Here is a 23060-nt window from a genome sequence, read left to right as displayed (position 1 = left end):
TTCAAATCCGACTAGGTGATGTGACCAAACAGCCGTACCTGCCCGTTGTTCCCCCATGCGCATGTCCTGATGCGCATTTATTGTCGGAGGTCCCGTCTGTTGTCGGCCCGTCATGAGGGGATTCGGGCCGGCTTTTTTGCCGCTGTTTTTCGACCACCTTTCTTGGCCGGCACCGGAACATCCTCATGGGTGGACGAGTTTTGTTTGCCGTCGCCGATCACATGGCGACGAGTGATGCAGACACAAAAAACAGGAGAAGAACCATGGCACATCACGATTTGGCGCCCCGGACGCCATCGCGCAGCCTCTACCCATCCGCGCGCGACCCGCTCACGTCATTCCACCGGCAGATTGACCGCCTGTTCGACGACTTCTTCGCGCCGATGGCCGAAGCGACTACGGCCGGCGATCTTTGGCCGAGCGTCGACGTACATGAAACAGACCAAGCCTATAAGGTCACCGCCGAATTGCCGGGGCTCGAGCAGAAGGACGTTGAGCTCAAGCTGCGCGAAAACACCCTCTTTATTACGGGCGAGAAGCGTTCGGAGCACAAGGAAGGCGAAGGCGGCCGCACCTACAGCGAACGCAGTTATGGCCGGTTTCAGCGGACCATCCCGCTGGAAGCGGAGATCGATGCCGACAAGGTGCAGGCCACTTTCAGAAACGGCATTTTGGCTGTCGAGCTTCCGAAGAACCCCGCTGCAAAGGACAAGACACGCCGCATAGAAGTGAAAGCGCGATAGTTGCCAAACTGAAGGCTGCCTGAGCAGGCGGCGTTCAGCCCAGATGGAGAAGAACGGCGAGCACGGCGGCAACCGCCCAGCGAGCGTCTAGCGCCGGGGATCGTCCGTTGCCTCGGAAACGCCTTCGAGAGCGATTTTGGCGGCTTCCTCATCGGTCCGCCCGAGGTCGGCCAGGGCGATGACGCCGACGAGGCGCTTGTCGTGATTGATCACCGGAAGACGACGCACCTGATGCTTGGCCATGATCTTCGCCGCATCGGTGATATCGGCGTCATCGAAGCACCAATAGACATGCTCGGACATGACCTCGCGAACGGTCGTGTTGCCGGCTGAGCGCTCCTCGGCGACGCCGCGCATCACGATGTCGCGGTCTGTCACCATGCCGACCAGCCTGTCATTCTCGCCGACCGGAAGGGCGCCGAGATTGTCGGCCCGCATTTTCCGGGCGGCATCCCTGATTGTCGTGTTCGGGCCGACCAGTTCGGTCCGACGGCTCATGATCTCCTGAACTTGCATGGGATCTTCCTTTCCCTGATTGCTGAGGCAACAAGTCGCCTCCCTGATTGCTGCGGCAACAAGTCGCCAGACGGACCTGTTGCGACGCATCGCTAGATTGCCAGCTGGCCGGACGAGGCATGTACGGATCACTATCTTCGATCTTCCCGATCCGCGCTGAGGCGCGTGCCGGTGCCGGCACCTCGCGATCGAAACTATTCTTGGAACGTCCAGGCAGCGAGCGAGTTCCAAAATGGTACCGGTGCCGCAGCCATCCCACGGAATGTGGACGCAGGCTGGTGAAAAAACATCCACCGGGAAAACAGATGCACGCGGATTGAAGGTCATGGCTATCATCTTTTCAGATCGCCGCGAGGCCGGGCGGCAACTTGCCGGGGAACTCGTTCGCTTTGCCGGCCGCGACGATGTGATCGTATTGGCGCTGCCCCGAGGCGGCGTGCCGGTCGGCTACGAGGTCGCGCAGGCACTCAAGGCACCGCTCGACGTCTTCGTCGTGCGCAAGCTCGGCGTCCCCGGCCACGAGGAACTGGCCATGGGGGCGATCGCGCCCTCAGGCGTACGTGTCCTGAACGACGAAATCGTCAGCGGTCTCGCGATCCCGCCACATGTCATCGACGCGGTCGCTGCAAAGGAGGAAAAAGAGCTTCTGCGCCGCGAGCACCTCTATAGGGACGGGCGACCCCCACCGCAGTTGAATGGACGAACCATTATCCTCGTGGATGACGGGCTTGCGACCGGATCGACCATGCGGGCCGGGATCAAGGCGCTGCGAAAAAACCACGCCGCCTATATTGTCGCGGCCGTTCCCGTCGGTAGCCCCGACACTTGCGACGCGATGCGGGCGGACGCCGACGAGGTCGTTTGCGCGACGACACCAGAGCCGTTGCTGGGTGTCGGGCGCTGGTACGTGGATTTCTCGCAGACGAGCGATGAAGAGGTCCGCGCGCTCCTCGCCAGGTCCGTGCCCAAGCCTGCGGCTTCCCACAAGCCTGCCGCTTCCGAAGAGGAATTGGCTGGGCGCGCGAGCGCGGGTCCGGCGCCTGGCACCAGATCGACATAGCGGAGGTGGATATGGACCGGGATAGCGAGCACATCGTGCATGTTCCCGCGGGGCTTGTCACGCTTGAGGGCAATCTTTCGTTGCCCCCGGATGCTCGCGGCCTTGTGCTCTTCGCCCACGGCAGCGGAAGCAGCCGCCACAGCCCGCGCAACCGCCACGTGGCCGAAAGGCTGAACGAGGCGAACCTCGCCACCTTCCTCATCGACCTGTTGACGGCCGAAGAGGAGCGGATCGACCAGGTCACGGCCGAGTTGCGCTTCAATATCGGACTGCTCGCCGACCGGCTGGTCGGCGTCACGGATTGGCTCGGCGCCTCGCCGGACACGTCGGGGTTGCGTCTTGGCTATTTCGGCGCGAGCACGGGCGCCGGTGCCGCCCTGGTGGCGGCGGCCGAGCGGCCCGACCAGGCCGCGGCCGTAGTTTCGCGTGGTGGCCGGCCAGATCTTGCAGCACTCGCCCTGCCGCGCGTCCGGGCGCCTTACTCGTCGTCGGAGGCGCGGACACGCAAGTGATCGCACTCAACCGCTCGGCGCTGGCGGCGCTCCTCTGCGAGAAGGAGCTCGCCATCGTCCCTGGCGCGACACATCTGTTCGAGGAGCCCGGCGCCCTGGACGAAGTCGCGGGTCTGGCGAGCCGATGGTTCTTGCGCCATCTGATTTCGGACAGATCGGCGTCGACGTCCTGACAGCTGGGGCTTGGATCACCAGTCCCGGGATCATTTGCGTCCTCAACGCGTTATGATTCTCATAAGACCGCGCGCAGCTGCAACCCGAATGGCTGTCGCAACCCGTATGAGGGAGAAAGACAATGCCGGACAAGAAAACCATCGAGAAGGCCCGAAAGGACAAGCGCGAGGGCAAATCGCCGAGCACACAGGCCGGCGAGTTCGTGCACGAGGAGATCGATAAAATCCGCCGCGGCGAGCACGGCGCGCGCTCGACGCAGCAGGCCATCGCCATCGGGCTTTCCGAGGCAAGACGCGCAGGCGTAGACCTGCCCCCGCCCAAAAAGGGCAAGGTGAAGGAGAGCACGCGCAAAAGCGCCGAATACGCCTATGAGGCCGGCCAGGGTGAACGCACGCCGAAACGCCGCCCGCGGGTGTCGAAAGCCGTCTCCAAGGTGCTCGAGCACGAGCCGAAGAGCACGGCTTCGCACGAGGCGCTGGCGCAGCAGGCCAAGCGTGCGGCCTCGCGCCGGACGGCTGAGGAGCGCTCGGCCGCCGCCAAGAAGGCCGCCGAGACGAAAGGCGCCAGCGGAAGGAAGGCGGCGGCGCAGAAGGCCGCCAGAACGCGCGCGCACCACGCATAGTTCAAAGACGGCAGTTCGCCTCCTGGAAATCCGATATGGCCCAAGCGACCGGTATCGAGATCTGCCCCGGCAGCGCGGGACAACGCCGCTGCCCAAGGCGAACCAGAGCCTGCATCTGCGGGACAACATCGACTTCGAAATCACCGCTGACGACACGGTGGCGCTGAACGAGCAATACGCGTCACTCGCGACGCTGCCTGACGCGTGACACCGACCGGAGGTACTCGGCGGCAAGGGCAGCGGGAGACCGGTCAGGAAAGCGCAGCCTGTTTCTTGAGCATGATGCGTATCGCCCATAACGCGGAGAACTCTGATCATGACCTCAGCTGCCAGCACGACAATGCCGCGAGACACCACTCAGACGAGACATATCGCTTTGCTCGGCGCGCCCTCTAATCTTGGGCTGATGCCGCAGGAGGGTGAGCCGGAGCCCGGCGTGTGGAAGGCACCGGAGACACTTCAATCGCTTGGTCTCGCCGACCGTTTAGGCGCCGGTCCGTTGCGCTCGGTTCGGGCTCCGCCTTATCGGCCTGAGGTGGATCCTGCGACGGGCGTGCGCAATGCCCAGGCCCTGCGCCAGTATTCCAAGACGCTTGCCGAAGCGGTCGACGAGGAGCTGAACTCGGGAGGGTTCCTGCTCATGCTCGGCGGCGATTGCAGTGTGTTGCTTGGCCCTGCGCTCGCGCTGCGGCGTCGTGGCCGCTACGGCCTTATCTTCTTCGATGGGCACACCGATTTCAAATTGCCGGATACCTCGCCGTCAAAGGGAGCCGCGGGCATGGATTTGGCCTTCGTGACCGGCCATGGCCCGACGCTCCTGACCGATTTCGGCGAGCACACTCCTTTGGTCCGTGAGGCCGACGTAGTCGCGTTTGGCTATCGCGATGTGCAGGACCCCGCGACTTACACGTCCAAGGCCGTCTTCGAAACCGATGTTCACCGGATGGATTTGGCTGACGTGCGGCAGCGCGGCTTCGCCGATGCGGCACGCATAGCGCTTGACGCGATCACAGGGCAGGACGTCGAGGGTGTATTCGTTCACTTCGATGTCGACGTGCTGGACAGCGAGATCATGTCGGCTGTCGATTCGCCGGAGGCCGGCGGTGTCTTGCCCGACGAAGCTGTCGAAGCCCTTCGCACATGGTGCAACGATCCACGCGTGATTGGGATGGAGGTGACGATCTATGATCCCGACCGCGATCCGGATCGTCGCTGCGGCAAGCTGCTGATCGACATTCTGGTCGCTTCCCTTCGCGGCCGGTAGACCAATGGGAGTCCTGCACTTGTGCACGAACGCAATCCGCCGGCACGAATGGCCGTCGGTCTGACGGATCGCCGCGCGCACCCATTCTGTGGTGCTACCTCATCGGGAACCGTTCTCAACGAACATGGTTCCGAGTGTGCGACCGAAGCATTCGGCTTCTTCTACCCGGCTATCGCCAAGGAGATTCGCCATGACCGGCAAAACCCGTCCCACCGTCCTGATCACAGGCAGCAGCGGGTTTCTGGGCCAAGCCATCGCTCGCGGCTTGATGGAGCGCTACGACATCATCGGCCTTGATGTTGCCAGACGATCCTTGCCCGGCGTCGAGACGATCGAGATCGACCTTACCTCGGACGCGAGCGTGGCGAAGGCACTGGCCGAGGTGCGCGAGCGGAGCGGCGGCCGCGTTGCCTCGGTAATCCATCTCGCGGCTTATTACGACACGACCGGCGAGGATAATCCGAAATACGGCGCGGTGACCGTCGAGGGAACGCGCCGGCTGCTGAACGCGCTGAGGGGGTTCGAGACGGAGCAGTTCGTGTTTTCGAGCACGTTGCTGGTGCATGCGCCGAGCCCGGCGAAGGGCGCCAGGATCGACGAGCGATCGCCGATCGATCCGGCCTGGGCCTATCCGAGATCGAAGGCCGAGACCGAGACGCTGATCCTGAAGGAGCACGGCGACATCAAGGTTGCGATCCTGCGACTGGCGGGTGTCTATGACGAGGATTGTCACGCGGCCTTCATCGCCCAGCAGATCGCCCGCATTTTCGAGCGCATGCCGACCGCCTATCTTTTCACCGGCGACATCACCACCGGCCAGCCCTACCTGCATCTGGACGATCTCGTCGACGCCGTGGTGCGCACCGTCGACCGGCGTAGCGCGCTTCCCAACGAGACCGTACTGCTGATCGGCGAAGAAGAGACGCCGTCCTACGACGACATGCAGAAGCAGATCGGGCAGCTCCTGCATGGCGAAACCTGGCGGACCCTGTCCCTGCCAAAAGAGGTGACGAAGCTCGGCGCCTGGATGCAGGAGAAGGTTCTCGATCAGGAGTCCGACATCAAACCATGGATGATCGAGAACGCCGACGATCACTACGAGATCGACATCTCCCGCGCCAGGCGCCTGCTTGGCTGGAACCCGCGGCACAGCCTGACCGCTACCTTGCCGGAAATGATCCGGCGGCTGAAGGCGGATCCTACCGACTGGTATAAGAAGAACAAGCTTGAACCGTCGGCGGCCGCCGCTTCCGCGCCCGAGCTCGACCAGGCCGCCGAACGGCTGCAGCGCCCGCTCGAGCGCTCGGACGACGAGGTCGAGGCGGAAACCGAACGCCGCCGGGCCGCAACGCTCTGGGCGCCGCTGACCAACGTTGCGATCGGGCTGTGGCTCGTGGCGTCGCCCTTCACGCTCGGCCTGTTCGATCCCGCTTCAGCACCGATTCCGCCGGCGCTCGGACATGAGATCGCCTCGCCGGAGACGCGCGACGGCAGGCTCGGCATCAGTGAGATTGTATCCGGCCTCGCCATCCTGTCGCTGGCGCTAGTCGGCACGCGCCGGCGCTGGCACGGGCTGCAATGGATCACCGCCTCGATCGGGGTTTGGGTGATGTTCGCGCCGCTGCTGTTCTGGACCACCAGCGCCGGAGCCTACGCGACCGACACGTTGGCCGGCATGCTGATCGTCGCGTTCGCGGTGATGATCCCGCCGACGCCGGGTATCAGCCGGCGTGCCCTTGCCGCCGATGACGACCGCCCGCTCGGCTGGAGCTATTCGCCCTCCCTCTTCACCCAGCGCATTCCCATAATCGGCCTCGCCTTTGTCGGCCTGTTCGTCTCGCGCTATCTCGCTGCCTATCAGCTAGGGCACATCGACAGTCTTTGGGATCCGTTCTTCGGCCCGGGCGAAACGCCGGCCGGCAATGGCAGCGAGGCGGTGGTCACCTCCTGGGTCTCCAAGGGTTTTCCGATCGCCGATGCCGGGCTGGGCGCCTTCGCCTATGCGCTGGATATCCTCGCGGGCGCGATCGGCGATCGCCGCCGCTGGCGCACCATGCCGTGGATGGTGCTTTTGTTCGGCTTGCTGGTCGTTCCGCTCGGTGTGGTCAGCGTCGGCTTCATCATCATCCAGCCACCGCTCATCGGGGCGCTGTGCACGCTCTGCATCGTCCAGGCTGCCGTCACCGTCGTCCTCATCCCTTATTCGGTCGACGAGGTGCTGGCGAGCTGCCAGTATCTTTGGCACGCGAAACAAGCGGGAGAGCCGTTCTGGCGCACATTCTGGTGCGGAGGTCCGGCACTTTCGGAGGACCAGACGCCAACGCCGGATCTCGACCGGCCGCTATCGGCAGTGGCGCGGGACTTCATCACTGGCGGTGTGAATTTCCCCCGGACCCTTGTCGCCAGCACACTCGCCGGCGCCCTGCTGATGATCACGCCGCTTGTCTTCGGCACCAGCCCGCCGCTCTACTTCAGTGACCATGTCACCGGCTGCCTGGTCATCATGATCGCCGTTACGGCGATGGCCGAGGTGGCGCGCGCCGTCCGTTTTGTGAACATAGCGCTTGGAGCCTGGATCGCCCTCTCTCCGTTCATGCTCGCCGGCGGCGCGGCGGCGAGCCTCGCCAATCTGGCGATCGGAGCGCTGCTGGTCGGGCTCAGCCTGCCGCGCGGCACGCGCAGCGCTGCGCATTATGGCGGCTGGGACCGGGCCATCGTCTGAGAATGTTCGGCGGCGCAGGACGGTCGGCCAGGTGGCTGCAAAGATTGATCCGCATCAACCTGTCGAACACATCGAGCGGGAAGTCGGCGAAAGGCGCAAAGGCGGCCGTACCCTTCCAACTTAAATTTTCCGCGTATCTGCATTTCATAAGTCGGCAAATAAATTAGGGAGGAATTTCAACATGATAAAAGGGCAATTCTCTGCGCCGGCATCCTCGCCGCCGGTATGTGGGCCGCGTCGTCATCGGCGTCCGCCGAAAGCCTGACCATGTCTTGCGGCGTTGACGAGGTCTGGTGCCAGCAGACGGCGCGGGCGTTCGAGGAGAAGACCGGCATCACGTCAATATGACCCGCAAGAGCGCTGGCGAAATCTATGCGCAATTGCGCGCCGAGGCCGCCAACCCAAAGGGAGACATCTGGTGGGGCGGAGCCGGCGATCCGCATCTGCAGGCAGCCGAGGAGGGCCTGACAGTGGAATACAAATCGCCGCTGCTCATGCGGACCGGTTCTGATCAAAGCTTGAAGGATTGCACGCAGAGCTGGCGGACCTGGGCGAACACGCCGCTGCCGGCGCAAATCACCAGCGCGCCGTTTTCCAGCACCGTCTTTGGGTCGGGCTTGACTATAGTGCCGCCGGCTTCTTCCACCAGCAGCATGCCTGCCAGGCAGTCCCAGGCGTTCATATGCTCTTCGACATAGCCGAGCAGCCTGCCGGCGGCCGCATAGGCGAGCATCAACGCGCCGGATGCGTTACGGAAAAACACGCCGCCCTTTGAAAACAGCAAGCCGATGAGCGTTGCGACGTTCTGAATTTCGGCGCGGTTGGAAAAGCCGGTGCCCAACGAGCCGTCGGTCAGGCTGGTGGCCGCGCTTGCCCTGATCGGCTTGCCGTTGAGAAAAGCGCCGCCGCCCTTGCGGCAATGGAACGTTTCGCCGGTAGAGGGCTCGTGGATGACACCCACGACAGTGTCGCCGTCCTTGGCGCAGGCGATGACCACACACCAGGCCGGAATGCCCCGCACGAAGTTCGCAGTGCCGTCGATCGGATCGATCACCCATACATGCCCGCTCGATCCGGTGACCGAGGCATGCTCCTCGCCGACAATTCCATCGGTCGGGTAAGCGGCTTTCATTGCCGCACGGATGAACAGCTCGACCTCGCGGTCAGCCTGCGAGACCATGTCCTGATGACCTTTGCTCTCGATGGCGAGGCTGTCGAGGTCGCGAAAATACTTCAGGCCGAGCGCGCCGGCGCGCCGCGCGAGATCGATGGCGAACTGTTCGCGCGTTGCTGTGTCGGGTGTCATGAGATCCTTGGGATGGCGAATGTGATCTGAGGAAAATACCCCAGCCAAAGAAGCTTAGCGGTGAAGCTAAGAGCGTGCAAATGACGAGCCCTGCCTTTTGCGGGGCGGCCCCGAGGCCGACCGGTCTTCCATGCGCCCGACAGCGACAGTCGCGCTCATACGGGTCCGGTCATGTCGCCTTCGATATAGATGATCTGGCCGGTCATGAAGCTCGACGCGTCGGAAACCGGGAAGATCGCAGCACCGCCCAGTTCATCGACCTCGCCCACCTTGCCAGCGGCCGACCAATGCCACGGCTTGCCGGCGATAAACGCCTATCCCCGCCAGACATCTTCGCGGCGCAGATCGTCCATCGCGCGCGAAATGCCTTCGCGCAGGATCGACACCATATCGTCGATCTACTGGCGCTTGATGATTAATGGCGGCGACATCACGCACATGTTGATCAGTAGCCGGACCAACAGGCCGAGCTCGTGGCAATGCGCGTCGATGCCGGTCGGCACCTCGATCCGCCTCGCTTATGACCCTGAGGCTCTGCTGGCGATAACCTGAATAATTTTTTGCGCAGCAGTGCGACCGGCGACGATCGCGCCCTCGACATAGCCCGGAAATGACGGCGACAGCTCCGACGAAGCAAAATGCACCGGCGGGGCGCCCGCCCGGATAATGCATTCGGCATCCGTTGCCGCCGCATCGACGATCGAATCGCTGTAACCGCCGCCGCTCCAGTGATCCCCGGTCCAGTCGCGATAGCTGAGATCGGTGACGCCGGCCGCCTCGATACCGAGCGCATCTTGCAGCTTTGATGTCACCGTTGCGCGTAGCGCCGCGCTGTCCATATCCCGCCAGCGCTGCGCCAGCGGCCCGCCGATGAAGACGACAAGTGCTGCATGATCCTCGTCCTTGCTGGCATCGCAGGCAAAAAGTCCGTGCGGCTCCCGCCACATCACCATGCCGCTCAAGCCCCTGTCGCGCCAGAAAGCCTTGGGATAGCGCACAAGCATTTTGATAACTGCGCCGCTTTCCCAGACGCCGAGGGCTCTCTCCAGCGCAGCCGGCAGCGGTGGCACGAAATCGACTCTCGAGGCCATCATCGGCGGTAGCGCGACCAGTACCGCTCGTGCCTCGGTCACGCCGGCAGGCGAAACGACGCGAACCCCTCCCGGGCCGTGCTCAATAGCCTCGACGGCTGTATTCAGCCGCAGTCGATCGCCGAGATCCCGCGCAAGATCATCTGCCAGCGAATGCATGGTTTCGCCCACGAAATACTGCAGCTCCGACACCTCGTTAGTGATGCGGCGATCATTGTCGATCAAGTACCACAGCGGCAGCCTTTCCATTGCCAGGCACCACAGGCCCTCGATCATCGACCGAAAGGCGGCCTTGGCATCGTCGGGATCGTTCTGGCGATCGAGCCATGCCGCGACTGTCAAGCCGGCGATGGCCGGGTCGGTCGGTGCGATCGCGTTCATCCGCTCGCGCATTCGCATCGCGGTGCCGTAAGTGCGCCCGGCTTGCGCCTCGCTCATTCGCGGCTGCGTGACGAATTCGCCTGCGACATGGGTCTCGACCAATGTCTTGCCGCGCGCTCGCACCAGCGCCATTAATTCCGGCATGTCTTCGCACAAGAACTGGCCGCCGCTGTCGATCCGCTCGCCGAGCCCGTTCTGCACGGCTTCGACGCGGCCGCCGACACGGTCGCGGGCTTCGAGTAGCACGACATCGATGCCGGCGTGGTTCAATTCACGCGCGGCCGACAGGCCGGTGAAGCCGGCGCCGACGATGGCCACATCGGCTCGTTCGATCTTGAACTTCATTAGCCGGCCTTGATCTTCTCGAATGTCAGGCGCCGGATCATTGTCTTCATTGCTGATCCACCCTCTTTTTGATGGTTCACGCCGGCCTGGCACCGCGGGCTGCTGAGTTCGGATAGTGCTTGGGGAATGCCGCAGACAGGAACTCGTTCGCGGCCTGCAGCGCCGTCTCGCGTGTGGCGTCCTCGGTGCCCATCATCAAATGCAGCCACAGACCATCCAGCATGGCGCTGAGCGCCAGCGCCATGACTTGCGGCTCATAGGCATAGAAGCCGCTCTGCTTGAGCGCCGCGCAAAGATCGATGAATATGTTCTGGTAGACGGCATCACGTGCGCTGCTCAGCGCCTGATATTTCGGTCGCGATTTGGCCTCGCCCCAGAAGGCACACCAAGCAGCCAGCTTGCGCTTGTTGCAGATCGAGCGGTTGAAATCGGCTGCCACCAATGCCTGCAGCTGGCGGGCGGGATCATCGCCGGCCCTTTGCAAGGCGCTGCGCCAATGCGCCGAATACTCGTCATGCATGTATTGCAAAGTGGCGACGAGCAGCTTCTCCTTGCTCTCGAAATGGAAATTGACGATGCCGCGCGACAGGCCGGCGCCGTCGGCGACGTCGGCCATAGTCGTTTCCGAATAGCCGCGCTTGGCCAATGAATCGATAGTCGCTTCGATCAGTTGAACCTGCCTTGTCTCTTTCGACGCTTTGCGGCCGCGCTTTTCGGAATCGCTTTTTCGCGCCGGTTCGAGGAGGGCTTCGCGCGCCTCTGTTGTCTTCATCGGGGTGATGGTCTCCAGCATCGCCGGCTAGCCGACCGGCATCGGCCGCGAAGATCAGTGGGACGGTGTTTGCCACTGTCAAGCACCTTCTGCATGGCTGCCCATATTCGAATGTTCTCGTCGAGATTGCATCCTTGGAGAAAACGTCGTCGAAGGCACCGTCGGCGAAGGGCAGCAGTCCCGGCGATGCAAACCAGATCAGCGCCGCCGGGCCCGCCTGCAGCGGACCTTGGCTCGAGATCCACGCCAGGCGCGAGCTGCAATATCAAAAGCTGCTGAAGCGTGCCAAACTGGTGCCGCGGCTGGTCGTCAGGCTCGGCCGCCGCACTGCCAATCCGCCTGCGGATTTCTAAATATGGCCGACGACACCGACAGTCCCAAACTCGCCGCCGAAGCCGCCGAACAGTGGCAGCTGATCAACACACCGCTCGGCGAAAAATGGTCGGGCCGCACCCGCTATGCTGCGGCCATGTTCTTCTACAAACGCGGTGAGATGAGCGCTGAAACGCTGGAGGCCTACCGTATTTGTGCCAGGCTGGATTCGACCGATCCGCTGCCGATCATCCGCGACCGCGGCATTGGCCAGGACTGGCTTAAACGCATGGGTTTCGAATAGTCGGCCTCCAAATCGCATTCCGGTCAAGCCGGCATCACCCGCTTAGCCGATGGTCTTTTCCAGCATGCCGAGCCAGTTGCGATAGGCGATCTTCTCGATCAGCGCGCGCCCGAAGCCGCGAGCCGCGAAAGCGTCGAGCAATCTTGGCAGGCCGGCAACGTCGCCTATCACGGCCGGGATCATGGCGCCGTCGGAATCCGAGCCCAGGCCGACGCCGTCTTCGCCCAGCGCCTGCAGCAGCGAATCGACATGGCGCACCATGATGTCGAGACTGGTGTCGGCGTTCATCCTGCCGTCCTCACGCAGGAACCCGGTGGCGAAATTCAGCCCGACCATGCCGCCGGAGTCGCGGATCGCGCCGAGCTGCCATTCGGTGAGGTTGCGCGAATGGCCGCAGATCGCGTGCACGTTGGAATGGGTCGCGACCAGCGGTGCGTCGCTGATCTCGACGACGTCGCGGAAACCTTTTTCGTTGAGATGCGAAAGATCGATCATGATCTTCAGCTGGTTGCAGGCTTTCACCAGCGCCTTGCCGGCATCGGTCAGCCCCGGCCCTGTATCGGGCGACGACGGGAAACGGAACGGCACGCCGTGGCCGAAGGCATTGGGACGGCTCCAGACGATACCGAGCGAGCGCAGGCCGGCTGCGTGGAGGACATCGAGCAGGGTGAGCTCAGGGTCGATCGCCTCGACCCCTTCGATGTGGAAGACCGCCGCGATCGAGCCTTGCGCCATCGCCTTCCTCACATCGCCGGCGGTGCGGCAGACAGTGAGCGCCGAAGCCCGCTCCAGCCTGAACAGGATCGAGGCCATCGCTATGGTGGAGTTGAGCGCATCGGCGCGCGGAACCTCGGGCGGCATGGGCTCGCTGTCGCTCGGCGCCAGCGGCACCGCGCCGCGCTTGGATTTCTCGACAGGCGGCGGGAAGATCGCGAACATGCCGCCGGCAAATCCGCCTTTCTTCGCGCGCGGCAGGTCGATATGGCCACTCGGCGTCCCCTCGACGAACAGCTTTTCGACGTCCGCATCCTTCGACTGGTAGAGCCTGAGCAGCGTGTCGTTGTGGCCGTCGAAGACGGGAATGAGATCGGATTCGGTCATGGAGGGCCATTCGGTTGAAGTGGTCGGGCCGCGGAGGGCGAGCCGGTTGTTGCCAATACTTAGGCAAGGCGAGCGCTCTGCGCAAATCCCGCATGTTTGCCTTATGTTTGTACGCCGCCAATGGTCGAAGCGGCACGCGGTAAAGCCGCGCACCCTTTGTCCTGTCATTCATCGAGGGGCAGTCTCTTACCGCTTCAGCACGTCCGCCCATTCCGGATGGCGGCGGAACTGAGCATTGGCGAACGGGCAAAGCGGGATGATCGTCTTGCCCGCCGCACGTGCATCCTCGACGGCACGGGTGACGAGGCGAAGTCCCGCGCCCTGGCCGCGAAATGCATCCGGCACTTCGGTATGGTCGATGATGATCTGGTGCTCGCCGACCTTGGTGAAGGTCATCTCCGCCTCGGCGCCGCTCGGCCCACGCAGGAAGTAGCGGCCCTTCGAGCCGCGGTCCTCCAGCTCGATCTCCGGCAATAGGTCAGACATGGCTTGCGGTCCTTTCATCCGGCGCTACGGCGAACAACTGCCGCGCCGCCTCGATCTCGCTCGGCCGCACCTCATGGCCGCCGTCATGCCACTCGACTGTGACATCGGCACCATCGGCGCGCAAATAGGCTTCAAGCCGCGCCGTCAAATCAGGCGGACAGATCGGGTCTCGCCTGCCGGCGGTGACCAGGATGCGGCTGCCGTCAAGGCTGCCCTTGACCTCCGGCTCGAACGGGATCAGCGGATGCATCAGCACCGTTGCGTCGAACAGCGAGGGTTCGGCAAACAGCACCGAGGCCAGGATGTTGGCGCCGTTGGAATAACCGAGGCCTAGCACCAAAGATGGCTTTGCCGCCTCGACATGTGCCTTGACGAAGCCGGCCATCTTGTCCGTCGCTCGCGTGAGATCGCCCATGTCGTAAACGCCCTCGCCGGTACGGCGAAAGAAGCGTGCGGCGCCTTGTTCCGAGACATCGCCGCGCGGGCCGACGATCGTCGCTTGCGGCGCAAGATCGCGCCCAAGCGACAGAAGCTGATCCTCGTCGCCGCCAGTGCCATGGAAGACGAAGAGCAACGGTCCGCCCAGCGAACCGGGCAGCACCTTGTGAATATACGAATCCTTGCTCATAACCCTGCCCTCAGTCTTCCAGTTTCTGCAGATGCTGCTCGAGATAGGGCCGCAAATGCTGGTGTTGCGACGGCAGTTTCAGCGCCTCGCCGAGATGGGCGGTATCCTCGTCGCGGTCGAAGCCCGGCTCGTTGGTGGCGACTTCGAACAGCACGCCCCCCGGTGTGCGGAAGTAGATCGCCCAGAAATAATCGCGGTCGATCACCGGCGTCACCTGATAACCTGTGTCGAGGAGTGCCTTGCGCACTTCGAGCTGCTTGGTGCGGTTCTCGACGGCGAAAGCAACATGGTGGACCGAGCCGGCGCCGAGATTGGCGAAGCCGGCCCCTGGCAGCGATTCGATATCGACGACGTCGGCGCCGTTGCCGTTCTTCACCGCCAGCCGCCTGATGTTGCCTGACTTGTCGACCTCCTCATAACCCATGAATTTCAGCAGCTCTTCGGTGGCGCCGCCATCTTTCAGCCTGAGCGACACCGAGTGAAAGCCGCGGATCGCCACGTCGGTGGGAATGCCACCCTTGGCCCATGGCGCACGGTTGTCCGCTCTGTCTTCGACCAGCGCAAACCCGTCGCCGTCGGGACCGGCGAACGCAAGACGCTTCTCGCCGAACGTCTCCTCGCGGGACAGCCCGGTGACGCCTTGCTCGGCAAACCGTTTCTCCCAATAGCCGAGCGTGCCCTCAGGCACCGAGTAAGCGGTGGTGCCGACCTCGCCAACGCCATGGCGGCCCTTGCCGATGTTGGGAAACGGGAAATAGGTCATCACCGAGCCGGGTGTGCCGACCTCGTCGCCGTAATAGAGGTGGTAGACATCGGGTGCGTCGAAATTGACGGTTTTCTTGACCCGCCGCAGACCGAGCGTCCCGGTGAAGAATTCATTGTTCTGGCGCGCATCGCTGGCCATCGAGGTGACGTGATGCAGGCCCTTGACCTGGTCGAGCATGTTTCTGCTCCTTTCCTTGTGCCGGTGCGGCCCTTGCCGCTGTCCACGCAAATATGAGCATCCGCCTCCTGGCCGCAAAGGCGGCAAACACAGAATGGACTGTGCTGTTAAAGTGAACGACGAAGCAGGTTTTGTTCACCATTCGGCAAACTGGACCGGCTTGCATACTCGCCGAAATTGCGCTCCATGAGCGACGCATGTAGCCAGCATGAGGATACAGCGGTTGAGTGGAAAACGCCCCAATATTCTCCTGATCACCTGCGACCAGTGGCGGGGCGACTGCCTGTCAGCTGCTGGTCACAAGGTGGTAAGGACACCGAATGCCGACGCGCTGGCTGCCGAGGGCGTTTTGTTCCAGAAGCACTATGGCGGCGCCGCACCTTGCTCGCCGGCGCGCGCCTGCCTCTACACCGGCCTCTACCAGATGAACAATCGTGTCTGCCGCAACGGCACACCGCTCGACGCCCGCCACGGCAACATAGCCCTCTGGGCACGCGCCCTCGGCTATGATCCGACGCTGTTCGGTTATACCGACATGGCGCGCGACCCGCGCACGCTGGCGCCTGGCGACCCGCAGCTGAAAAGCTATGAAGGCGTGCTGCTCGGCTTCACCGTGCGCCAGCTTCTGCCCGAGCACCAGAAGCCCTGGCTGTCATGGCTCAAGGCGCGCGGCGTCGATGCCGGCGCCGGCTCCGGCTCCCCCGCCATTCACCGCCCGGCGGGCGAAATCCTGGAAAACGACGGCGCGATCAGCAACGGTCCGCCAATCTATTCGAAGGACGAGACGCCGTCGGCCTTCCTGGCCGGCGAATTCATCCGCTGGCTCGGCGAGCAGGAGCGCGATGCCCCGTGGTTCGCGCATCTTTCCTTCATCAGCCCCCACCCGCCCTTCATCGTGCCGGCGCCTTACAACGCCATGTACGATCCGGCCATCGGTCCAGCTTTTGACCGCGCGGAAAGCTGGCAGGCCGAAGCAGCAAGCCACCCTTATCTCGCCTATGAACTTAACCGGCAGGAACGGTCGAAATTCCGTCCCGGCTCGGAGGGCAAGGTGCGCGACTGGGGCGACGACAATTTTCGCCGCATCCGGGCGCTCTATTACGGCATGATCTCGGAGGTCGACGCGCAGCTTGGCCGTGTCTGGCAAGCGGTCAAGGCGGCCGATGCATGGGACGACACCGTCATCGTGCTGACCTCCGATCACGCCGAGATGATGGGCGATCATTTCATGCTGGGCAAGGGCGGCTTCTTCGACGGCAGCTTCCATATTCCGCTGGTCATTCGCGATCCGCGCCGCCACAAGGCGGCCGGCAGCAGTGTCGACCGCTTCACCGAGGCGGTCGATTTGGCACCGACCTTGGTCGAGCTCACTGGGCTCGAGCTCACTGGCGGCGAAGTCCTGCCGCATCTCGACGGCCGCTCGCTGGCGCCTTTCCTGGACGCAACGGAGCCGGACAATTGGCGCGATGCGGCGCATTGGGAGTTCGATTTCCGCTCGATTGCGGATGGTGATGCAGAACGCTATTTCGGCATCGGTCCGCGTCAGTGCAATCTCGCCGTCATCCGCACCCAAAAGTTCAAATATGTGAATTTCGGCGGCGGCCTGCCGCCCTTGCTCTTCGACCTGGAAAAAGATGCCGGCGAGCTGACCAACGTCGCTGACGACCCAGCCTATCTGCCGGTGCGGTTGGAATTTGCCGAGAAGTTGCTCGCCTGGCGGGCCGAGCATCTCGACCAATCTCTGGCGCTCGCCGAATTGACGGACAATGGCGTTGCCGGCCATGTCGCGGGCTTTCCCTCGACATAAACAAAGCCCGCGCCGTTGCCGGCGCGGGCTTCTCTGTCGGCCTGTGTGCTGCTTAGCGCATGATCATGCGCTGTTTGTCGCGATTTTGCGCATAGCTGGCCTTGTCATAGGGAGCCTGCGCCTCAAGCTGCTCCTTGGTGAAGTTCGTGTAGAGATAGCGCTTGCCGTTCTTGTCGGTCATGAATTTCAGGTTGTCCATGCCGACCGCCACCTCCTTCTCGCCGACGCCAAGGAAGCCGCCAACGTCGATGATGACTGCGTCGACCTTCTTGTCGCTGCCCAGCACGATATCGCCGATCTCGCCGACGTTGACATCGTTGGCGCCATAAACGGTGGTTCCAACCAGATCCTCGGCCCGGATTTCGCCCATCGGCATTTCGGTTAGCGTCGACTTGTCGATCGACCCGGTCTTGGTCTGGTCGGCCGTGGAATTAGCCGGAGGCGCCGCTGCCGGAGCGTTTTGAGCCGTCTTGCCGGCTTGGTCAGCGTTGTTAGTCGTTGCGGTGTTGTCGTTCGGCGCAGTGTTGCTGGCCATCACGGTGGGCGTGACGGTAGCAGGCGCATTGGCATCGTTCGACGCAGTGGTTGCCGGCGCCGGATCATAGGCCTTGCGGTTGAAGTCTGGCTGCGCCTGCAGCTCTTCCTTGGTCGTTTGCGCGACCAGCCAGCGATCGCCGTTCCTCTCGGCCCACTGCGCCTTGTCGAAGTCATAGGCGACGTTCTTTTCGCCGATGCCGAGGAAGCCGCCGACACCGATGATCAGCGATTGCGCCTTGGCTTCCTTGTTGATGACGATGTCGTTCACGTCACCGATGTTTTGGGCGTCGTCGCCGGTGCCGTTATAGACGGTCTCGCCGATGATATTGGTGGCGAGATTGCCTTCGGCGCGCTTCACTGGCTCAGCCGGCGCGGCAGGCGCCGGGGTTGTATTTTGCGCGCTGGTGGAAGGGGCGGCAGGCGCCGCATTATCCGCCGAAGCTGGTGGCGGAGTCGGATCGTAAGGCCTCCGGTCGAAATCCGGCTGAGCCGTCAACTCATCCTTCGTCGTTTGCGCTATCAGCCAACGGTCGCCATTTCTTTCGGCCCATTGCATCTTCTTGTAGTCGAAAACGACGTTCTTGGTTCCTATGCCAAGAAAACCGCCAACGCCGATGACGACGGATTTTACCTCGCCGCGCTCGTCGAAGACGACATCGGTGATCTTGCCGATATTCTCTGCATTGTCGCCGGTGCCGTTATAGACCGACTCGCCGATGATATTGGTGACAAGGCTGCCCTCGGCGCGTTGCACCGGAGCGGCTGGAGCGGAATTCTCTACGGCGGGTGGTTGCGCCGGCGCCGGGGTCGTCGCCGACTGCGCAAATGCACCCGTCGCAATCAATGTTGCGACTGCTGTCGTGGTTAAAAGGGTGCGGATCATCTTAGTGTCTCCTCGTCGGTGATTTCGTGCACGCCATGCCCGCCTGGCGTCACTGCGGGCGCAGCGTCTTCTGCATGTTCACAACGTTGTGACCACACTGTTGTTCCGAAAAAAGCCGTGGTGCACCCGGTGCGATGTCAATGGTTCTCGGATTCGCCGCGTTGGTGAAAGGAACATTTTCTCGGCCGCCCCGTTCCACTCCCGGCTGGGGCTCCGTCCCGGCCCGATAGGTGCTGGAAAATGGAACGGCCATGCGGTTTGCAGCGGTGCTGAACAAGGACGGGGGCACCCTGCGCACCATCGATCTTGAGGCCTTCGCCAGTCGGATGCGCAGCACACTTGAGACTGCCGGCCACTCGATTGATATCGAAATCGTCGCCGGCAAGGATATCGTCGCCACGCTGGACGGCGTAGCTTCCAGGCGCGGCATCGACGTCGTGCTGGCTGGCGGCGGCGACGGCACCATTTCGGCCGCGGCAGCCCGTTTGATGAATGGGGAGAAGGCGCTGGCAATTCTGCCGGCTGGCACAATGAACCTTTTTGCGCGCGGCCTCGGTATCCCGCAGACCCTCGATGCGGCACTGAAATCGTTTGCCGACGGCGAGGTGATGGCGATTGACATTGCAACAGCCAACGGCCGGCCCTTCGTGCATCAATTCTCGATCGGCATGCACGCCAGGATGGTGCAACTGCGCCAGAAGATGGAATTCGGCTCGCGGTTGGGGAAGATGCGCGCCTCGGTGCGAGCCGCTTGGGCGACGATCAACAATCCACCGGCGATGAACGTAACGCTGATGATCGGCGAGGCCGAGATCAGAACCCGGATCACCGGTATCGGCATCACCAACAATCTGTTTGGCGAGGGCCACCTGCCCTATGCCGATAATCCGGCAGGCGGCGTGCTGGGCATCTATGTCACCGTGGCGCGGCGGCGCGGCGAATTGATCAGGTTCCTCTTTGACGTCGCCCGTGGGAAATGGCGCGGCAACGAGCATGTCGAAATCCATCAGGCAAACCGCGCCGTTTTGAAAATCCATTCGACTAACAGGAAAGTTCAGGCCGTCATGGACGGCGAACTGGTAAAGCTCGATCGCGAGACGACCGTCGAAATCCATCCGCGCGCGTTGAATGTTCTCGTCCCGGCGCGCGCTGTCGAGGCAAAGGTTGCCTGACGTGGGATGCGTGATGTGGGGTTGCGTGATGCAAACTGGCGCGAGCGATGGAGAGAACCTAGCCGCTGGGCGTGTTGCCCTGTTCGGTCTTCGGCGTTTCGATCATCCAGCCGTAGATTTCGGCGACGCCCCAGGCGATAAAAGCCAGCAACAGCGCGGCGATCAGGATACGAAGGACATGCCGACCCCGCCGCCCTTGACGGGCTTTGTTTTCAGGAATGGTTTTTGGCATTGTCTGGCTCCATATTTGGCGCCGGCAGGCGTAACTGGCGGGGCGTTGGCTGGTAACGGTCCCCCGCCGCGAAAGTTCCGGCACTGCAAGGCGGCAGACGGGCCGGTTGGCCTGACCAATCAGCGGAGCCGGCCTCCGGGGGCATAGTGGACGACAATAGCCAGAACACGCCGGGCCTGCCGGCCGATATTCGCCGTGTGGTGGGCGCCGCGGACCGTCTTGCCGTGCTGCACGGCCTCGACACGCTGGACGGGGCTGCCGACCCTGATTTCGATCGTATCGGCGGTCTTGCCGCTTCGGCTATGCAAACGTCTGTCGCACTGATCACGCTGGTCGATGCCGAGCGGCAGTGGTTCAAGTCCTGTATCGGCCTCGACGAGACCGAAATCGCAACCGAGACATCGTTCTGCGCCTATACCATCGCAGCCGGCGACGTGCCGATGGTGGTGGCCGACGCGGCGGCGGATCCGCGGTTCAAAGCCAATCCGCTGGTCACCGGCGAGCATCATATCCGCTTTTACGCAGGCGTGCCCATCGTAGTCGACGGCGCGCTGATCGGCACGCTGTGCGTGCTCGACCGGAAGCCGCACGCACGTCCTTCCTCTGTCCAGCTCGACCAGCTGTCGGCGCTAGCCGGCCTCGCCGCGAGCCTGTTCACGCTGAAGGATGCAACCCGCAGTGCGGCGATTGCCAAGGCAGCACTGGTTCGAGAGGAAAAGCGGCGCGCTATCGCGCTCGACGCGGCTTCGCTTGCCAGCTGGGCATGGGATATCCGCAGCGATATGATCGACTGCGATGTCCTGCTGTCCGAATTGTTCAACCTGCCGAAGTCGAACAGGCTGAGGGCGCGCGACATCCTGACCGCCATCGACCCGCGCGACGTTCACCAGACCGAAACACGCTTTCGCGACGCGCTGACCGGCAGCGACGATTATTTTGGCGAATACCGTGTCAAAGGCCTCGATCCGCCGCGATGGATCGCAACACGCGGACGCGTCATAGAACGCGACGGCGATGGCAAGCCGACGCTGATCTTCGGCGTCAACTACGACATTACCGAACGCAAGCTTGGCGACGAACGTCAACGACTGTTGCTGCGCGAGCTCAATCACCGCGTCAAGAACACTTTGGCAACCGTACAGGCGCTGGCGACGCAGACCGTTCGCCATGCCCGCCAGCCAAGCGAATTCCTCGAAGCCTTCAGCGCCAGGCTGCAGGCACTGGGCGTTGCGCACAGCCTGCTGTCGGACCGCGAGTGGCGCGGCATCGGCATCCGCGAGCTGGTGGAGATCGAGCTAAAGCCGTTCCAAGCCGCCGGACAATCGCGCATGGCGATCTCCGGCGCCGATGTCCTGCTCTCACCCGACCAGGCAGTCGGGCTCGGGCTGATCCTGCATGAACTGGCAAGCAATGCACTGCAATACGGGTCGCTCTCGGTTTCCTCCGGAAAGGTCGATCTCGATTGGAGGGTACAAGGCAGGAAGGGCGCACGCCGTCTGTTGCTGGCCTGGCGCGAAAGCGGCGGCCCGCGGGTTGCGCCGCCCGAACGCCATGGCTTCGGCTCGATCCTGATCCGCCGCAGCCTGGCCAAGGTCATTTCCAGCGAGGTGATCCATGAATTCCGGCCGGACGGCGTGGTCGCGGAAATATCGATTCCGCTCGAAGATTTGTGATTTTGCGACCGGCGCCAGAATCGTTTGCCCCGAACTATCCCCTCCGAACTATTCGCGTTTGCCGGTATCCGGATCATCGGAGCCGCGCTTCACGTTCTCGCGGTAGATGGCGTAGGCAGCGAGTGCTATCGCCGGGCCGAGAATCGCGCTCAGTCTGGCCTTTCCCGGGCCATCTTTGCCCTTGAGCAGCGCCGGCAGCACGGCGAGTGCCGCAGTGATGCCGATAGCCTTCATGTCAGCGTTGCGTCGCTTCGCCCGGCGCCTGGCGCGCGAGCCGGCCGACATCCGGTAGACGAGCAGGATGAGACCGGCGATTGCGAGAAAGCCGATCCCGAAGCTCAGGGAAGCTGCCATCGGCCCATAGCGGGCCGCCGTCCAGATATAGGCCGCCCCGACCAGGAAGCCGAGGCCGCACAGCGCTACGACCGCTGCGACCGAATAGACAATTGCAGCCACACGCGCGCGTTGCACCGCCGCAATGGTTTCGCCCGAGGCGAGGCCCGAGATCAGCGATGCAAGCATTCCCATGCGTGCAGAACTAGCGGCGCGCGAGAAGCGCGAAGAGGAACCCGACGCCGGCGGCGATCGCCAGCGACGTCACCGGCTTCTCGCGCATATGCGCTATCATCTGCGCCTCGATGTCCCTGGCGTTGCTGCGCAGGCTGTCGAAGGCTGCCTCGCCCTGGGTTCGCAACTGCTCGACGCTTTCGGCGGCGGCTCGCCGCGCTGCCCCGTAGCCATGTTCGCCAGTTTTGGCCAACAGCTTGGTAAGTTGGTCGATGTCGGCCTTCAGTTGTGCGATGTCGGCCTCAATATCGGAATTCGTACGGGCTTCGTTCGCGGCCTTTCCTGCGGCAGTCGCCATTGCTTCACTCTCCATGCTTTTGCTCGGTCGAAACGCCCGACAGACCCCAAGGTTCCGGCACGAACCTCTTCTAACCCTATCTCCGGCAGCGCGCGTTGCAAATGCCTTGCATGGGCCGACGCATCCGCGCCAGCGCGTCTTTTTTAAATGACAGCATGCCAAATAACGATCATGACTTCCCCCGTTTCACGATCGAGACGAATTTAAGGAGATATTGCTGCGTGCGCGCATCACTTGACGGTTTGCGGATTCTTATCCTGGAAGATGAGTTCCTGATTGCCATGGATATCGAGCAGCTTTGCCGCGACTACGGCGCGCTCAATGTGGTTATCGCCCGTGATCTGACTGAGATCGAACAGCAAGACGTTGCCGCGCAGTTCGATGTGGCCATCGTCGACCTCATGCTGAGCGGCGTTTCGACGCTCCAATTTGCTTCGCGGCTGCGTGAAGCGGGCATCCCGTTCGTCTTTGCCTCGGGCTATTCGGATACGGACGAGATCAAGAAATCCTTTCCCGGCGTCAGACTGGTCACCAAGCCCTATTCGGGAGACGATCTCGTCGAGGCAGTGGCGGCGGCCTGCAGGCGAACGCCTCTCCGCTGAGGCGCGG

25 protein-coding genes and 2 pseudogenes are annotated in these 23060 nt (G+C 63.0%); 14 read left to right on the top strand and 13 right to left on the bottom strand.

All coding sequences use genetic code 11. The features are described 5' to 3' along the window. Positions 1 to 263 precede the first annotated feature (263 nt). Entirely contained in the window at positions 264 to 743 is a 480-nt protein-coding gene (locus NKJ15_RS09750) for an Hsp20/alpha crystallin family protein (RefSeq protein ID WP_352471471.1), read from the top strand. Positions 744 to 830: 87 nt separating this feature from the next. Here NKJ15_RS09750 and NKJ15_RS09745 read toward each other — a convergent pair whose 3' ends face one another. Continuing rightward, positions 831 to 1259: a CBS domain-containing protein gene (locus NKJ15_RS09745; RefSeq protein ID WP_023677862.1), complete on the bottom strand. Its 429-nt coding sequence runs from the start codon at positions 1257 to 1259 to the stop codon at positions 831 to 833. A 325-nt stretch (positions 1260 to 1584) separates the two neighbouring features. On the opposite strand from NKJ15_RS09745, the gene NKJ15_RS09740 reads away from it, so the two are divergent. From NKJ15_RS09740 to NKJ15_RS09710, 7 genes and pseudogenes are all read left to right on the top strand, one after another. Beyond that, positions 1585 to 2319, top strand: coding sequence for a phosphoribosyltransferase (locus NKJ15_RS09740; RefSeq protein WP_352814985.1), 735 nt, complete (start codon positions 1585 to 1587; stop codon positions 2317 to 2319). A gap of 11 nt (positions 2320 to 2330) precedes the next feature. Beyond that, positions 2331 to 2831, top strand: coding sequence for a dienelactone hydrolase family protein (locus tag NKJ15_RS09735; RefSeq protein WP_352814983.1), 501 nt, complete (start codon positions 2331 to 2333; stop codon positions 2829 to 2831). Next, the gene (locus NKJ15_RS09730) at positions 2828 to 3004 is read left to right on the top strand and encodes a hypothetical protein (protein ID WP_352814981.1); all 177 of its coding nucleotides are present in this window, start codon (positions 2828 to 2830) and stop codon (positions 3002 to 3004) included. The genes NKJ15_RS09735 and NKJ15_RS09730 overlap by 4 nt, the downstream gene beginning before the upstream one ends. A 122-nt stretch (positions 3005 to 3126) precedes the next feature. Then, positions 3127 to 3627, top strand: coding sequence for a DUF6496 domain-containing protein (locus NKJ15_RS09725; protein ID WP_023678569.1), 501 nt, complete (start codon positions 3127 to 3129; stop codon positions 3625 to 3627). A 376-nt stretch (positions 3628 to 4003) separates the two neighbouring features. After that, a complete protein-coding gene (locus NKJ15_RS09720; RefSeq protein WP_352768170.1) occupies positions 4004 to 4891 on the top strand; it encodes an arginase family protein in 888 nt (295 codons plus the stop codon). A gap of 190 nt (positions 4892 to 5081) precedes the next feature. Next, a complete protein-coding gene (locus NKJ15_RS09715) occupies positions 5082 to 7613 on the top strand; it encodes an NAD-dependent epimerase/dehydratase family protein (RefSeq protein ID WP_352768173.1) in 2532 nt (843 codons plus the stop codon). 225 nt (positions 7614 to 7838) lie between these two features. After that, positions 7839 to 8104: pseudogene (locus NKJ15_RS09710) on the top strand (substrate-binding domain-containing protein); the annotation flags it as partial. Positions 8105 to 8124: 20 nt separating this feature from the next. On the opposite strand, the gene NKJ15_RS09705 reads toward NKJ15_RS09710, so the two are convergent. The 4 genes and pseudogenes from NKJ15_RS09705 to betI all read right to left on the bottom strand — a co-directional run bounded on the left by NKJ15_RS09705 (position 8125) and on the right by betI (position 11529). Then, positions 8125 to 8919 (bottom strand): inositol monophosphatase family protein, encoded by a 795-nt coding sequence (locus tag NKJ15_RS09705; RefSeq protein ID WP_352768176.1) that lies wholly within the window; start codon positions 8917 to 8919, stop codon positions 8125 to 8127. A 314-nt stretch (positions 8920 to 9233) separates the two neighbouring features. After that, positions 9234 to 9425: pseudogene (locus NKJ15_RS09700) on the bottom strand (aspartate aminotransferase family protein); the annotation flags it as partial. A gap of 12 nt (positions 9426 to 9437) precedes the next feature. Beyond that, positions 9438 to 10736, bottom strand: a complete 1299-nt coding sequence (locus NKJ15_RS09695; protein ID WP_352540229.1) for a flavin monoamine oxidase family protein — start codon at positions 10734 to 10736, stop codon at positions 9438 to 9440. Positions 10737 to 10812: 76 nt separating this feature from the next. Next, positions 10813 to 11529 (bottom strand): transcriptional regulator BetI, encoded by a 717-nt coding sequence (gene betI, locus NKJ15_RS09690; protein WP_502895733.1) that lies wholly within the window; start codon positions 11527 to 11529, stop codon positions 10813 to 10815. A 113-nt stretch (positions 11530 to 11642) separates the two neighbouring features. On the opposite strand from betI, the gene NKJ15_RS09685 reads away from it, so the two are divergent. Then, the gene (locus NKJ15_RS09685; protein WP_352540343.1) at positions 11643 to 11861 is read left to right on the top strand and encodes a hypothetical protein; all 219 of its coding nucleotides are present in this window, start codon (positions 11643 to 11645) and stop codon (positions 11859 to 11861) included. Between the two features lie 2 nt (positions 11862 to 11863). Next, positions 11864 to 12124, top strand: coding sequence for a hypothetical protein (locus tag NKJ15_RS09680; RefSeq protein ID WP_352814978.1), 261 nt, complete (start codon positions 11864 to 11866; stop codon positions 12122 to 12124). Positions 12125 to 12166: 42 nt separating this feature from the next. Here the strand turns inward: NKJ15_RS09680 and NKJ15_RS09675 are convergent, their stop codons facing one another. The 4 genes from NKJ15_RS09675 to NKJ15_RS09660 form a co-directional block, all read right to left on the bottom strand. Further along, positions 12167 to 13225, bottom strand: coding sequence for a dipeptidase (locus NKJ15_RS09675; RefSeq protein WP_352814976.1), 1059 nt, complete (start codon positions 13223 to 13225; stop codon positions 12167 to 12169). 186 nt (positions 13226 to 13411) lie between these two features. Further along, positions 13412 to 13711, bottom strand: coding sequence for a GNAT family N-acetyltransferase (locus NKJ15_RS09670; RefSeq protein WP_352451160.1), 300 nt, complete (start codon positions 13709 to 13711; stop codon positions 13412 to 13414). Then, complete coding sequence (locus tag NKJ15_RS09665; protein WP_352451159.1) at positions 13704 to 14339, bottom strand: alpha/beta hydrolase; 636 nt, start codon at positions 14337 to 14339, stop codon at positions 13704 to 13706. Before NKJ15_RS09665 ends, NKJ15_RS09670 begins: the two co-directional genes overlap by 8 nt. Before the next feature lie 10 nt (positions 14340 to 14349). Next, positions 14350 to 15282 (bottom strand): VOC family protein, encoded by a 933-nt coding sequence (locus NKJ15_RS09660; protein WP_352540230.1) that lies wholly within the window; start codon positions 15280 to 15282, stop codon positions 14350 to 14352. Between the two features lie 208 nt (positions 15283 to 15490). On the opposite strand from NKJ15_RS09660, the gene NKJ15_RS09655 reads away from it, so the two are divergent. Further along, positions 15491 to 17089 carry an alkaline phosphatase family protein gene (locus NKJ15_RS09655; RefSeq protein WP_352814973.1) on the top strand — a complete coding sequence of 533 codons (1599 nt, stop codon included), beginning with the start codon at positions 15491 to 15493 and terminating at the stop codon, positions 17087 to 17089. Positions 17090 to 17141: 52 nt separating this feature from the next. Here the strand turns inward: NKJ15_RS09655 and NKJ15_RS09650 are convergent, their stop codons facing one another. Continuing rightward, positions 17142 to 18509, bottom strand: a complete 1368-nt coding sequence (locus NKJ15_RS09650; protein WP_352540232.1) for a PRC-barrel domain-containing protein — start codon at positions 18507 to 18509, stop codon at positions 17142 to 17144. 251 nt (positions 18510 to 18760) lie between these two features. Here NKJ15_RS09650 and NKJ15_RS09645 point away from each other — a divergent pair, with 251 nt between their 5' ends. Next, the gene (locus NKJ15_RS09645; protein ID WP_352471119.1) at positions 18761 to 19681 is read left to right on the top strand and encodes a diacylglycerol/lipid kinase family protein; all 921 of its coding nucleotides are present in this window, start codon (positions 18761 to 18763) and stop codon (positions 19679 to 19681) included. A gap of 58 nt (positions 19682 to 19739) precedes the next feature. Here NKJ15_RS09645 and NKJ15_RS09640 read toward each other — a convergent pair whose 3' ends face one another. Beyond that, complete coding sequence (locus tag NKJ15_RS09640) at positions 19740 to 19913, bottom strand: hypothetical protein (protein WP_292659198.1); 174 nt, start codon at positions 19911 to 19913, stop codon at positions 19740 to 19742. A gap of 146 nt (positions 19914 to 20059) precedes the next feature. On the opposite strand from NKJ15_RS09640, the gene NKJ15_RS09635 reads away from it, so the two are divergent. Beyond that, positions 20060 to 21586, top strand: coding sequence for a sensor histidine kinase (locus tag NKJ15_RS09635; RefSeq protein ID WP_352613535.1), 1527 nt, complete (start codon positions 20060 to 20062; stop codon positions 21584 to 21586). Positions 21587 to 21634: 48 nt separating this feature from the next. Here NKJ15_RS09635 and NKJ15_RS09630 read toward each other — a convergent pair whose 3' ends face one another. Both NKJ15_RS09630 and NKJ15_RS09625 read right to left on the bottom strand, forming a co-directional pair. After that, entirely contained in the window at positions 21635 to 22114 is a 480-nt protein-coding gene (locus NKJ15_RS09630) for a hypothetical protein (protein WP_352540234.1), read from the bottom strand. A 10-nt stretch (positions 22115 to 22124) separates the two neighbouring features. Further along, on the bottom strand, positions 22125 to 22451 hold the full coding sequence (locus NKJ15_RS09625; RefSeq protein WP_023678546.1) for an ElaB/YgaM/YqjD family protein: 327 nt from the start codon (positions 22449 to 22451) through the stop codon (positions 22125 to 22127). Between the two features lie 110 nt (positions 22452 to 22561). Here NKJ15_RS09625 and NKJ15_RS09620 point away from each other — a divergent pair, with 110 nt between their 5' ends. After that, on the top strand, positions 22562 to 23053 hold the full coding sequence (locus NKJ15_RS09620; protein WP_352814971.1) for a response regulator: 492 nt from the start codon (positions 22562 to 22564) through the stop codon (positions 23051 to 23053). The last annotated feature ends 7 nt before the right edge of the window (positions 23054 to 23060 follow it).

The organism is Mesorhizobium sp. M0207 (assembly GCF_040321995.1).
Taxonomy (GTDB): Bacteria; Pseudomonadota; Alphaproteobacteria; order Rhizobiales; family Rhizobiaceae; genus Mesorhizobium.
This window is presented reverse-complemented; position numbering and strand designations above follow the sequence as displayed.

Excerpts from the sequence above, each read along its gene's own strand:
- NKJ15_RS09725 (WP_023678569.1), top strand. The coding sequence starts at position 3,127 with ATGCCGGACAAGAAAACCATCGAGAAGGCCCGAAAGGACAAGCGCGAG.
- NKJ15_RS09695 (WP_352540229.1), bottom strand. The coding sequence starts at position 10,736 with ATGAAGTTCAAGATCGAACGAGCCGATGTGGCCATCGTCGGCGCCGGC.
- NKJ15_RS09665 (WP_352451159.1), bottom strand. The coding sequence starts at position 14,339 with ATGAGCAAGGATTCGTATATTCACAAGGTGCTGCCCGGTTCGCTGGGC.
- NKJ15_RS09740 (WP_352814985.1), top strand. The coding sequence starts at position 1,585 with ATGGCTATCATCTTTTCAGATCGCCGCGAGGCCGGGCGGCAACTTGCC.
- NKJ15_RS09655 (WP_352814973.1), top strand. The coding sequence starts at position 15,491 with ATGAGGATACAGCGGTTGAGTGGAAAACGCCCCAATATTCTCCTGATC.
- NKJ15_RS09625 (WP_023678546.1), bottom strand. The coding sequence starts at position 22,451 with ATGGCGACTGCCGCAGGAAAGGCCGCGAACGAAGCCCGTACGAATTCC.
- NKJ15_RS09675 (WP_352814976.1), bottom strand. The coding sequence starts at position 13,225 with ATGACCGAATCCGATCTCATTCCCGTCTTCGACGGCCACAACGACACG.
- NKJ15_RS09745 (WP_023677862.1), bottom strand. The coding sequence starts at position 1,259 with ATGCAAGTTCAGGAGATCATGAGCCGTCGGACCGAACTGGTCGGCCCG.
- NKJ15_RS09660 (WP_352540230.1), bottom strand. The coding sequence starts at position 15,282 with ATGCTCGACCAGGTCAAGGGCCTGCATCACGTCACCTCGATGGCCAGC.
- NKJ15_RS09680 (WP_352814978.1), top strand. The coding sequence starts at position 11,864 with ATGGCCGACGACACCGACAGTCCCAAACTCGCCGCCGAAGCCGCCGAA.
- NKJ15_RS09750 (WP_352471471.1), top strand. The coding sequence starts at position 264 with ATGGCACATCACGATTTGGCGCCCCGGACGCCATCGCGCAGCCTCTAC.
- NKJ15_RS09715 (WP_352768173.1), top strand. The coding sequence starts at position 5,082 with ATGACCGGCAAAACCCGTCCCACCGTCCTGATCACAGGCAGCAGCGGG.
- NKJ15_RS09630 (WP_352540234.1), bottom strand. The coding sequence starts at position 22,114 with ATGGGAATGCTTGCATCGCTGATCTCGGGCCTCGCCTCGGGCGAAACC.
- betI (WP_502895733.1), bottom strand. The coding sequence starts at position 11,529 with ATGCTGGAGACCATCACCCCGATGAAGACAACAGAGGCGCGCGAAGCC.
- NKJ15_RS09705 (WP_352768176.1), bottom strand. The coding sequence starts at position 8,919 with ATGACACCCGACACAGCAACGCGCGAACAGTTCGCCATCGATCTCGCG.
- NKJ15_RS09735 (WP_352814983.1), top strand. The coding sequence starts at position 2,331 with ATGGACCGGGATAGCGAGCACATCGTGCATGTTCCCGCGGGGCTTGTC.
- NKJ15_RS09645 (WP_352471119.1), top strand. The coding sequence starts at position 18,761 with ATGCGGTTTGCAGCGGTGCTGAACAAGGACGGGGGCACCCTGCGCACC.
- NKJ15_RS09670 (WP_352451160.1), bottom strand. The coding sequence starts at position 13,711 with ATGTCTGACCTATTGCCGGAGATCGAGCTGGAGGACCGCGGCTCGAAG.
- NKJ15_RS09620 (WP_352814971.1), top strand. The coding sequence starts at position 22,562 with ATGGGCCGACGCATCCGCGCCAGCGCGTCTTTTTTAAATGACAGCATG.
- NKJ15_RS09640 (WP_292659198.1), bottom strand. The coding sequence starts at position 19,913 with ATGCCAAAAACCATTCCTGAAAACAAAGCCCGTCAAGGGCGGCGGGGT.
- NKJ15_RS09650 (WP_352540232.1), bottom strand. The coding sequence starts at position 18,509 with ATGATCCGCACCCTTTTAACCACGACAGCAGTCGCAACATTGATTGCG.